This window comes from Streptomyces sp. NPDC033221 (genome assembly GCF_055577005.1).
Genome location: NZ_JBVIQN010000058.1, coordinates 26,214 through 37,542, shown reverse-complemented (window position 1 = coordinate 37,542; position 11,329 = coordinate 26,214). Strand labels below are relative to the sequence as shown.

The window sequence follows — 11,329 nt, the reverse complement described above, 5'->3', positions numbered from 1 at the left end:
AAACGCGTGCAGTACCGGCCCGACCTCATCGACGGCTACCTCACCGGAACCGGACTGGACCTCAACCTCGCGTAACCCCCACCGTTAAAGATCTCCAGCCGAACCGCACTGCTTCGGCGTGGCCCTCGACGGCTCCGACTCGTTCGCCGACAACCGTGAACTCAACTACTTGGGCGGCAGGGTGGGCAGGCGGCATACCACCGTCGGCGGACCCGAGCGCTCCGACATGCTGAAGCGGCTGAAGTACGGCATGCGACGGATCTCCGCGGCTGCGACCGGACCCGCCGAAGCTACGGCGCACTTTCCGGTGGAGCCGATCGCGTTGCGCCCGCATCCGTGGATCCGGTGCGCTCCGGCAAGGTTTGATCTGCACGGTCCGGGCGGTGGTTCCTCCCTGTTGGCCGATCCGGTACGCGAACAGGTGTACGCGTTACGGAAGGGCCATGTGACCCGAAGTGCCGCGCCTGGTGGGCCCTTGATCGCGACCAGTGCGCACGGCCGGTCCCTGCTCGGCAAACTTGCCGCCGCGGATGTCGGGGTCAGGTGCGACGAACCGCTTCCGGCAATGCGTCCGTCACGCTGAAGGAGTCACACGGTGCACATCACCCTTGTCAATATGCCCTGGGCCTCGATCGACTTCCCTTCGCTGGCCTTGGGGATTCTCAAGCAGCGCGTCGCTGACGAGTTCCCGGACAGTCGTGTCGACGTCGTGAACGCCAATCTGGACTACCTGGACTGGATCACCGAGCGTGCAGGGCTGACGCGTGCGGAGTACAACTTCTGCTGGGACTCCTACTTCACCGGCTACAGCGAGTGGGTCTTCTCCTCCGCACTGTACGACGATCCGCACTGGCGTAACACCGAATTCGCGGACCTTGTGGCGGAAGCCGTACCAGGGGACATGCTCAACAAGGGGCGTCAACTGCACGCGCTCGCGCCCGAGTATATTGGATCCCTTGTTGATCGAATTCTCGCCGACCGGCCCGATGCCGTCGGGTTCTCGACCACGTTCGCGCAGAACAGTGCCGTGCTTGCCGCGGCCAGGCTCATCAAGAAGCTCGCACCAGAAGTGTATGTGGTGCTGGGCGGCGGGAATTGCGACGGCCCACAGGGCGCCGCCCTCCATCGCGGATTTCCGTTCATCGACTATGTGAATCGCGGTGAGGGTGAGGTGTCGTTCACGCGGCTCCTCACCTGTCTTCGCGACAAGTCGAGCCCCGCGGGCATCCCCGGACTCTGCTGGCGCGACGTGGACGGTACTTCGCATGCCAATGCCATGAGCGCGGCCCCACTGCCGGCGTCGGCACTGGTCGCGCCGGACTACACGGACTACTTCGAGCAGCACGCGGCCTCCCGCGCCGGAGCCATGGCCGAGCCCCACCTGGTGGTGGAGAGCTCACGCGGCTGCTGGTGGGGTCAGAGACATCACTGCACCTTCTGCGGGCTGAACGGTTCGTTCATGGAATTCCGCAGCAAGAGCCCGGACCGGTTCGTCGACGAACTGCTCGCGATGACAGAGCGGTACCGGGTCCTCAACGTCGCCGTGGCCGACAACATCCTCGACATGGCATATCTGCGGTCGGTGGTACCGAGGCTCGCGGAGGCCGAATGCGACCTGCGCATCAGTTACGAGATCAAGTCCAACATGCGCCGTGAACAGCTCGCCTCCCTCGTCGCCGCCGGTATTCACTACGTGCAGCCCGGCATTGAAAGCCTCAGCGGGCGTGTTCTGAAGCTGATGGACAAAGGTGTGACCGGCTGCCAGAACATCCGCATGCTGCGGGACGCGGAGTCAGTGAGCCTCGGCGTCGTGTGGAACTACCTCTTCGGCTTTCCGGGCGAGACCGAAGAGGACTACGACGCGGTGATCGACCAATTCCCGGCCATCCATCACCTTGCTCCGCCGAACGGAGTCACCCGTATAGCCATCGAACGCTTCAGCCCCTACTTCAACCGCCCGGAACTCGGCTTCGGCAACCTGCAGCCTGCCGCCCACTACGCGGTTATCTACGACCTTCCGGAATCCGAACTCCGGGGCATGGCCTATGTTTTCGACGCGGCGCACCAAGGTATCTCCACCACGCACGCAGAGCGGTTGGGCAAAGCCATCGAGACCTGGCGTCATGAGTTCCCTCAAGGGCGGCTGACTCAGTGCGACCTGACTGACTCCATCGTCCTCACCAACACCCGGCCCGGCTTCGCTTGGCGGACTCTGCGGATCGAGGAACCCTGGGAGGTGTCCGCTTTCCGGCTACTGGAACAGCCGTGCACAAAGGATGTACTGCTGAAGAAGCTCCGGGCAGGCAATCACCACATCGCCGCGGAGGACCTGTCGGCCTTGCTCTCCCTCTGGCGCACGTGGGGGCTGCTCTTCGAAGACGGTGGCCAGGCCGTGCACGTCGTACCGCATGCCGCCAGGATCTCATGCGCTGGGTGGCCCACGGCGGAAGTCCGGCCCTGGTGCCCGCACTGCTCCAGGGCTCGGTGGGCCGAATTCCGGAAGCGGGAGCGGCGACGGCGCTCCGGTGCTGGCGGGAACGCGACGAAGAGGCACGCGAGAGGGACGGCATATACCTGGGAGAGGGCCGGTACGAGGACACCGCTGTACGAACCGTGTCGGACCTGGTGGCACGGGGCGCCCTGCATGTTGCCCTCCCTGAGCCCGTGACCCTCGGTCATGGCGATCGCGAGAGCGACCGGCGGGCGGTCCGAGGGTTCACCCATGTGCGGGAATTGACAGGGCACGGTCTCTCCGTTGACTGGGATCTTGACCTTGGCGCCGAGATCGGACAATGGCGGCTGTTCAGCCACCTGTATCCGCCGCGTTCGGTGGCCGGCCCCGACGGCGACGCCGTCCTCGACCAGTGGCGCACCACGTTCCACATGAACAAGTGTGGCTACCGGCACGGCATGGGGTTCGTCGAAGTCACCGACTTACGCCAGGGGACACAACGGCGCGTCATCATGCGCAAAGCGAACAAAGGGAAGCTCGCGTCACTACTGTACGGTGCCCCGGTCGCTGATTTCCGGCGAGAAGAAATCGAAGCGTTCGTGAAGTCGGGGCTCGTTCACCAGGTCGGCTCCCTGCTGTGGTGGTTGCCCTCCCGTATCACCCGCTGGCCGGTTGTGGGGTGACGGAAGGCAGCCGTGGCCGCGCATCGGAACGCCGTACAGAGAGGAATCAAGGGCCATGCTTCATGACGAAGCCGCCTTTCCGCTGCGCTCCCTCAACGCGGCCGAATGGGACCGCACTTACGATTCCGCGATCGCCGGATGGGATGAGGAGCCGCCACCGGCGCTCGGCGAACTCCTTGCCGAGTACGCTCCGCCCCCGGCCCGTGTGTTGGATGTCGGCTGCGGGCTCGGCACCACCGCTCGGTGGCTCGACAAGCGCTCCTACACCGTGACGGCTTGCGATTTCTCGGCCCAGGCGATCAAAGAGGCCCGGCGCCGCACACCGGCCGGTTCGGCGGTGCGGTATGAGGTCCTTGACGTCACCGGCCACGTGCCCCTGGACCCGTTCCCGGTGGTCCTCGACCGTGGTGTTCTGCACACCCGCCCCACTGATCGTGAGCGCCGGATGTTCGCCGCGGCGCTGGCCCGGATGTGCCGGCCCGGCGGCCTGTGGGTCCGTGTCGGGGCCGCCGCGCTCAGCGACGAGGATGCCCTGGACCAGTCCAGCGGACCGTCCTGGACCACTGAGGAGACGTTCCTCGACGCAGTGGCTACGTGGTTCACCGTGCTCGACCTTCGGATCGCCGATTTCGGCCGGCAGAGGGGTGTTACGGACTGGCCGGCCCGGTACGTAGTGCTCCAGCGAAGGGAGAACTGAGAACTGCCGGCGCTCGGCCCGTGCAGCAGTCCGTAGTGAACACCCCCGACGGTGCCCTCGTAGTCCGCGGCACCCGGAAGAGCCCCCTCAGCCCGCCGATTCCCCCGCATGCGGGCTCAGTGCCCCGGCCCCACCAGCGCGAACAGGGCGATGCCCAGCAGGACGGTAGAAGCCCGGCGGGTGGGGTCGGGGCCCCTCGTAATCGACCACCTAGGCATCGCCCTGAACGACGCTGCCCTCGCCAGTCCTGGCCCAGCCTGATGCTTGCCGAGGGCGACGCGCCGGCGGCGCTCTTGGACGACCATCCCATCCCTGCCCAGCACGGGGTGGCCCACGGCGCGATGACATGGACCGGGGCAACGCGGTGCAGGCGCATGAGAGTGGCAGGTCGGGGTGGTGCACAGCCGGTGACGGATACGCGCATGGGGCGGCCGGGCGGCATCCAGCAGGTCGCGTGGGTGACGCGGTGTCAGGCCGACACCTTCTCCAGCAGGTGCCGGGCGAGGGCGGGCAGCGCCTCACCCGCCGGGGCGGTGCACACCGGATCTCCGTCCTGCGGCCAGCTCGTGGTCCGCGTGCTCCAGCTACCGGTACGGGTAGGGAAGCCGACGCCGCAGACGGTCTCCTGCCGGTCTTCGGCGCGGGCTGCGGGGCAGCGCGATGCCCGTCGCCACCACCGGGATCTGCCCATGCCCGGTGACGGCTTCCGCGACTGGTCCGCGCCTTCGGATGCGCAGGGAACGGCGTCGGCCGGAGCTCCGGGTGCAGGGATGGCACCCGTCCCTGCAGTGGTTTCGCGCGGCTGGCTCGTCCTCGTGGGCCCGGCCGTTCGGTCTAGGCGGGACTGCCGTGTGCGGTGGCCTCCGCGAGGGTGTGTCTGAAAGGTCCGGAGGCCGAAAGGGCGAGGGCGTACCCGGACGGAGGAAAGGCAGGGATATGGCCAGGTGGAGCAGGAAGCAGCGCCGGGGGCCGGGCCGGGTCGCGGTCCGGTTGCTGGCCGTCCTGGTGTTGCTGACGTGCGTCGGGTGGACCGGCGGGCCCGGTCTGCCGCCGGCACCGTGGCAGGGTGGCCTGTGGATCGATCCGGACAGCTCCGCGCACCGGGCGCTGGAGGAGCACTCGGGTGGTGACGAGGAGGAGCGGGCCGTACTGCGTCGGCTCGCCGGGCAGCCGACCGCCGTCTGGCTGACGCAGAGTGACCCGTTGCCGAGGGCACGGCAGGTCACCGTCGCGGCGGAGACCGTCGGGCGGGTGCCGGTGCTGGTGGCCTACCACATCCCGGGCCGGGACTGCGGCCAGTACTCCGCCGGCGGTGCCTCGGACGCGGCCGGGTACCGCCAGTGGGTCGCCCGCCTGGCCGCGGGCTTGGAAGACCGGCGGGCCATCGTGATCCTGGAGCCCGACGCCGTGGCGCAGGCCCTGTCCGGCTGCCCGCGTACGGAGCTGCGGCAGCGCTTGCTCGCCGAGGCGGTGCGCACGCTCAAGCGCCGGCCCGGGGCGCGGGTCTATCTGGATGCGGGCAATCCCGGGTGGGCCCGCGACACGGGGCGGCTGGCTGCCGCTCTGTCCGCCGCGGGCGGGGTGCGGGCCGACGGGTTTTCCCTCAACGTCGCCAGCTTCCACACCACGGAGGCCACCCTCGCGTACGGCGAACAGATCTCCGAGATGCTGGGCGGGGCGCACTTCGTGATCGACACCAGCCGTAACGGCAACGGTCCGCCTCCCGCGGAGCCCGGTGCGAAGCCGGCCGGCGGTGAGGAGTGGTGCAATCCGCCGGGGCGGGCGCTGGGACGTCTGCCCACCGCCGCCACCGGGCATCCCCGGCTGGACGCGTATCTGTGGATCAAGGTTCCGGGCGAGTCGGACGGCACCTGCCGGGGCGGGCCGCCCGCGGGCCGGTGGTGGACGGCCTACGCCGTGGGACTGGCACGGGCCGTGCAGGGGCCGGAGCGGCGGTAGCCCGTACGACTCTCACGTCACCCGCACCCACCGGGCTGGTGACGGGGTACCGCGGGCGTCGGTGACGGTGAGCATGTACCAGCCGTGCGGCACCAGCCCGGGGGACCGGGGCACCGTCACGCGCAGCCGGTGGCCGTGCTGGGCGGTGTCCAGGGCGATGGAGCGCTGTTCGATGTCGGTGGTATGAGTGACCGCGCCGGGACGCATCAGCCGGGCCCCGCGCACGGCGCCGGCCGCCTCCAGCGTGAAGGTGGCGTCGGCGCCGCGCGCGAGGCGGGACGGTCCGCTCAGCACACGGGGTCGGGAGGCGCGAAAGAGGTAGGGCGGGGAGTAGACCTCGATACGTTGTTCGAAGGTGCCGTCCTGGGTGTTGGCCTCGTCGGCGAAGAGAGGGTCGGAGCCGAAGGTGGCGATCCGGCCGTCGGGCAGCAGCAAGGCTCCGGCGTGGTAGTTGCGGCCCACACTGGGCTCGGCGGCAGGGCGGAAGACGTCGTGTGCCGGGTCGTAGAACTGGGCGACCAGATGGTCGCTGGTGCCCTTGCCGCGGTAGTCGCCCGATCCGCCGGTGGTGAAGACGTGGTCGTCGGGGGTGAGGACCGCGTTCAGGTAGCGGGTGCCGCGGCCCAGGTCCGGGCCGCGGCGGTAGCGGGGTGCGGGCCGCGTCAGGTCGGCGATGGCGGTACGCCCGGTGGACCGGGGCGACTCGCCGACGCCGCCTCCGCCCAGGATCATGACCCGCTGCCGCTGCGCGGGCGGCAGCAGCACCGAGGCGGAGGTCTCGGCCAGGTCGGCCTCGTCCAGACCGGGCACGGGTTGGAAGGCGTTGGTGCGTACGTTCCACAGGCCCGGCAGGCGGCCGCGGTCGGCGGGGCCGTAGCCGGAGCTGGAACCGGAGTAGAACAGCTTGCCGTCGGCCGTCAGGAACAGGGCCGGATAGGTGGGGAAGTAGCGGGTGGGTCCGGTCGACCAGGCGTGCGTGGCGGGGCGGTAGATCTCGTTCCTGCCGGGGATGATCTGGCCCATGTCGTCCAGGCCGGAGGCGGCCAGCACCGTGCCGTCCGCCAAGGGGGCCAGGCTTGGATACCAGCGGGCTTCGGACATGGGGGCGGTCGGCAGGTAGCGCTCGGTGACCGGATCGAATTCGTAGGATTCCCGGATGCCTTGGAAGTCTTTCTTGTCCAGGGCGAGTTTGCTGGCCGTGCCGTAGTGGTTGCGGGCGTCGGCGCCGCTGAGCCCGTCGATGGTGTACCGGGCCGCGGTCTGCGTGGCGCCCTGGGGGCCGGGGCGGTCGGCTTCCACGTATACCCGGGCCCGGCTGGCGGTGACCCGCACCCGCCGGCCTCCGTCGAGGACGGCTTTTTGCGCACGGGGCACCAGGACGGCGCTCTGGGAGCGGTAGGTCTTGCCCGCCGGTGAGCGGAAGACGGAGCCTTTGGGCAGCGTTTTCGGGGCGTCGGGGTACTCATTGCTGACGATCATGGTGCCGCCGGCGCGGTGGACGTCGCCTTCGAGCTTCTCGTAACGGGCGGTGCCCCCGGCCACCAGTAGCCGCCCGCCGGGCAGCTGGGCGTGCCCGCCGCAGAACAGGTCCTTGGGTGTGGGCACCTCGGTGAAGGTGTTGCGGACCGGGTTCCACAGCACGCTGCGGAAGGTGCCGGCGGCGAACTGCTTCTCATCGTTGCCGGAACCGGCGATCAGCAGCACTTTGCCGGTGCGCAGCAGCGCGGCGTGAATGGCGTTGACGCGCCGTTGCTCGGGCACCTCCACGGTCTCCCAGCGCCCTTGGCCGGCCAGGTACTCCGGTCGGCTGATCGTGTACTGGTGGTAGGCACGGGAGACGATGCCGTGGACGGCCGGGGCGTTCAGACCCGCCAGGGTCAGCAGGGCAGCCGCCCCGATGGCCGATTTGCGGGTACGGGCGCTGGGGCGGTACGGCACGGAGGTCCCTTTCTCGGCTGCACGGACCTACGACGCGGAGGGCAGGCCCGCGCCGGCGGTGACGGGGTGGCTCGGGTTGGCGGTGACGGGATGACCCGGGCCTTGCGTGGCCGTGAGCCGGGCGGCGCGGGCGGGCCGGGCGAGCCGGCTCCAGCACCACAGCGTCGGCGGGACCAAGGCGATGACCAGAGCCATCAGGGCCCAGACACACATGGCGACCTGCGTGTGGCCGAGTAGCGGAGCGGCCAGCAGACAGCCGGCGAACAGGGCGGCCCACGCCAGATGGGTGGTGAAGGTGCGCCAGGTGTCGGGGCTCGCGGTCTCCCCCTTGGCGGTGACCACGAACCCGGCCTTACGGCGCAGCGCGGCCGCGACCAGTGATCGCGCGTACAGGGGGGCGGACAGTGCCGAGAGCGCCATGCCGGCCGCGCCGGAGGAGCCCTGGGGCTCGTGCGGACTGACGTTGTGCCGCCGGTTCCACAGGTACAGGCCGATCTGCAAGGCGGCCGCGTCGCTGTAGAGCATCAGCCACACCTGCGATTCGATGTGGATGCCCGAGGCGCCCAGCCCCAGGAACAGCAGGCAGGACAGGCCCCCCAGCATCCAGTTGACGGCCGTCAGCGGATAGTAGGCGATCATGAGGGCGTAATTGAGGGTCCGCCCCGGCGGAAGGCTGAAGACGGCGCGCGGGAACTGGCGGCCCAGGGTCTCGTAGGTACCTCGGCTCCAGCGCAGCTGCTGGTTGAAGAAGTCGCTCCAGGCCGCGGGCCCCTCACCGACCGCCAGAACGTCCGGGGTGTACACCGAACGCCAGCGACCCCCCGTGGCCGGGTTGCGGTGCCGGTGTATCTCCATTCCGGTGGCCATGTCCTCGGTTATCGAGTCGTACAGGCCCCCGACCTGCTTGAGCGCGCTGATACGTACGCAATTGTTGGTGCCGACGAACATCGGGGCCCGGTAGGCGTTGCCCGCCCGCTGGATCAGGGCGTGGAAAAGGAACTGCTGGCTCTCGCAGGCACGGGCGAGCGCGCTGTCACAGTTGCCGTAGACCTGGGGCCCGACGACGAAAGCGACGTCCGGATCACGGAAGTAACCGAGCATGCGTTCCAGGAACTCGGGTAGCGGCACATGATCGGTGTCGACACCCGCCATGAACTCGTAGGCATGACCGTGCTGGTCCAGCCAGGCGTTGTAATTGCCGTGCTTGGTGCGGGCTCGAAACGGCCCCGACGGCTGGTTCCAGTTCTTGACGTTCTTCCGGGAGAAGTGCCGCACCCCCAGCTCGCGGCACAGCTGCCGCGCCTTGCGCGAGTTCCCCTCGTCCAGCAGCCACACGTCGACCCGCCCCTCGTGGCGTACCGCCCGCGCTCCCCGCAGCGTGGCCCGCACCATGGCCAGAGGCTCTTTTCCGGGTACGAAACTGGTCAGCAGGGCCACTCGGCTGCCGGGACGGGGCGTTACCGGGACCGGGTCACGGGCCATCAACGTGGCATGGGCGTTGGACGCCACGTTGACCAGCCGGAAGGTCTCCAGCAGCCCCAAGGATATGAGCATGACCAGGTCGGCGCCGCGCTCCCAGGCACTCACGCCCGGACGGTGCACCCAGTGCTGAGGCTGCATCAACCACACGAGTAGCCCCAAAGAGACCAGCGGCGCGCCGGCCAGCAGCAGCGCGGTACCGATCCGATGCCGCCCCGAACCCAGCAGACTGCGGTAGCGCACCCGGTAGGCGGCTTCATCCGCACCGGGCTCCGGGGCGGTCAGCGGACCGGCCAATCGGCTGAAGCGCGGGTAGTCGTACGGTCCTTCCGCGGATTCGTCCGGCCCCGGTGAGGCCGTGGCCGGGGTCGGAAGGGCTGGGCGGCGGCGCCGTGCGCGGCGCCGGGAGCTGTGTCGTGTCGTGGGCATGGGACGGTCCCCACATGCTCGGTCTGCCGCCTCACGGCAGATAGATAGGGCAATAAGGAAAAAAGCTAACAAGAGTTTGTGTGGGGGGCCTCTCGAAAACCGGTACGGCCCCTTCAGGGCGGAGCGCCGGAGTGCCGCATACGGCTTACTCCGGCAGGGGGCTGTTCTCGGGCGACGAGGAACGCCCTGGCACGCCGGGACGCGCCGCTGACCGTCTCCGCTCTGCCCGCAGGGCACCCCCGTGGCCACCCTGATGCGGTGCCTGGCGGCGCGCAGGCGGGCGAGGGCAGCGCTTCCCCGTCGGTGTCTTTTCGCGCATCGTCACGGCTGCCGGATCAGGCGCTCCTGGCGAAGTTGCTGTTGCGGGACGCCCCTGGACGGTTGCAGCCCGCCGGTCCACGACGGCCGTCATCCGCGCCGTCCCCGACACCTGCGGGAAAGAGCACTGGGTACGAACCTCCCTACCCGCACCTGTGCGAACGCGTCGCCGACCCGGTCAGTGAGCCGCATCCGAATCCCGAGCCGGCCGCCACCGGCGCCTCACCGGGGCTGTGTGGCCCTGCGCCGACCTTGGGCCCCGTGGCGGGCGATTCCGGCCTTTCTTGGCCCCGCGGTACGGCCGACACAGGGAGGAGGCGGTCAGTCCGACGCCTGGAGCAGAAACCGGTAGGCCCAGGCCCTCGGAACCGCTCCCTCACCCCGCCGATTCCCCCGCGTGCGGACTCAGCACCCCAGCCCCCACCAGGGCGAACAGGGCGATGCCCAGCAGGATGCGGTAGACGACGAAGGGCATGAAGCTCTTGGTGGTGATGAACTTCATGAACCACGCGATGACGGCGTACCCAACGACGAAGGCGATGACCGTGGCGAAGATGGTCGGGCCCCAGGAGACGTGGCTCGCGGTGGCGTCGCTGCCGAAGGCGTCCTTGAGTTCGTAGACGCCGGAGGCCAGGACGGCGGGGATGGCGAGGAGGAAGGAATAGCGGGCCGCCGACTCGCGGGTGTAGCCCATCAGGAGGCCGCCGCTGATGGTGGCGCCGGAGCGGGAGACGCCGGGGATCAGGGCCATGGCCTGGCAGACGCCGTAGATCAGGCCGTCCTTGACGTTCAGGTCGGTGAGGGTCTTGCGCTGTTTGACGGCGCGGTGGCGGCCGCCGGACTCGTCACGGGCGGCCAGGCGGTCCGCGAAGCCCAGGACGATGCCCATCACGATGAGGGTGGTCGCGATCAGGCGCAGGTCGCGGAAGGGGCCCTCGATGGCGTCCTTGAGGGTGATGCCCAGGACGCCGATCGGGATGGACCCGACGATGACCAGCCACCCCATCTGGGCGTCGTGGTCGTGTCGCAGGTCGCGGTTGACGAGGGAGCGTGCCCAGGTCGAGACGATCCGCGCGATGTCCTTGCGGAAGTAGATCAGTACGGCGGCCTCGGTGCCGATCTGCGTGATCGCGGTGAAGGCGGCGCCGGGATCCTGCCAGCCCGCGAACGCCGCGGTCAGGCGCAGATGCGCGCTGGAGGAAATGGGCAGGAACTCGGTCAACCCTTGGACCAGGCCGAGGATGAAGGATTCAAACCAGTGCATCGGAGCTACGCCATCCAGAGGGTGATCAAGCGCTTGTCCAGCGAAGAAGCGGGCGAAGACGCGGGTCAGGCGACACGAGGGCGGAAGGGACGGGAGTGCGTGCGGGCGGT

At 69.2% G+C, this 11,329-nt stretch carries 9 protein-coding genes; 5 read left to right on the top strand and 4 right to left on the bottom strand.

Annotated features, from left to right (window positions below):
- Positions 1-118 precede the first annotated feature (118 nt).
- Genes ACZ53K_RS40470 through ACZ53K_RS40455 form a run of 4 tightly spaced genes read left to right on the top strand, consistent with a single transcriptional unit; the run spans position 119 to position 3,832 of the window.
- On the top strand, positions 119-583 hold the full coding sequence (locus ACZ53K_RS40470) for a hypothetical protein (RefSeq protein WP_468847486.1): 465 nt from the start codon (positions 119-121) through the stop codon (positions 581-583).
- 12 nt (positions 584-595) lie between these two features.
- A complete protein-coding gene (locus ACZ53K_RS40465) occupies positions 596-2,668 on the top strand; it encodes a RiPP maturation radical SAM C-methyltransferase (RefSeq protein WP_468847484.1) in 2,073 nt (690 codons plus the stop codon).
- The gene (locus ACZ53K_RS40460; RefSeq protein WP_468847481.1) at positions 2,665-3,135 is read left to right on the top strand and encodes a DUF5825 family protein; all 471 of its coding nucleotides are present in this window, start codon (positions 2,665-2,667) and stop codon (positions 3,133-3,135) included. The genes ACZ53K_RS40465 and ACZ53K_RS40460 overlap by 4 nt, the downstream gene beginning before the upstream one ends.
- Before the next feature lie 55 nt (positions 3,136-3,190).
- Positions 3,191-3,832 (top strand): class I SAM-dependent methyltransferase, encoded by a 642-nt coding sequence (locus ACZ53K_RS40455; protein ID WP_468847479.1) that lies wholly within the window; start codon positions 3,191-3,193, stop codon positions 3,830-3,832.
- Between the two features lie 469 nt (positions 3,833-4,301).
- Here the strand turns inward: ACZ53K_RS40455 and ACZ53K_RS40450 are convergent, their stop codons facing one another.
- Positions 4,302-4,523 carry a hypothetical protein gene (locus ACZ53K_RS40450; RefSeq protein WP_468847476.1) on the bottom strand — a complete coding sequence of 74 codons (222 nt, stop codon included), beginning with the start codon at positions 4,521-4,523 and terminating at the stop codon, positions 4,302-4,304.
- Between the two features lie 245 nt (positions 4,524-4,768).
- On the opposite strand from ACZ53K_RS40450, the gene ACZ53K_RS40445 reads away from it, so the two are divergent.
- Positions 4,769-5,791: a glycoside hydrolase family 6 protein gene (locus ACZ53K_RS40445; RefSeq protein WP_468847474.1), complete on the top strand. Its 1,023-nt coding sequence runs from the start codon at positions 4,769-4,771 to the stop codon at positions 5,789-5,791.
- Between the two features lie 12 nt (positions 5,792-5,803).
- Here the strand turns inward: ACZ53K_RS40445 and glxA are convergent, their stop codons facing one another.
- The 3 genes from glxA to ACZ53K_RS40430 form a co-directional block, all read right to left on the bottom strand.
- Positions 5,804-7,729: a radical copper oxidase GlxA gene (glxA, locus tag ACZ53K_RS40440; protein ID WP_468847472.1), complete on the bottom strand. Its 1,926-nt coding sequence runs from the start codon at positions 7,727-7,729 to the stop codon at positions 5,804-5,806.
- A gap of 27 nt (positions 7,730-7,756) precedes the next feature.
- Positions 7,757-9,637, bottom strand: a complete 1,881-nt coding sequence (locus ACZ53K_RS40435; protein WP_468847470.1) for a glycosyltransferase family 2 protein — start codon at positions 9,635-9,637, stop codon at positions 7,757-7,759.
- 694 nt (positions 9,638-10,331) lie between these two features.
- Positions 10,332-11,219, bottom strand: a complete 888-nt coding sequence (locus ACZ53K_RS40430) for an undecaprenyl-diphosphate phosphatase (protein ID WP_468847468.1) — start codon at positions 11,217-11,219, stop codon at positions 10,332-10,334.
- Positions 11,220-11,329 lie beyond the last annotated feature (110 nt).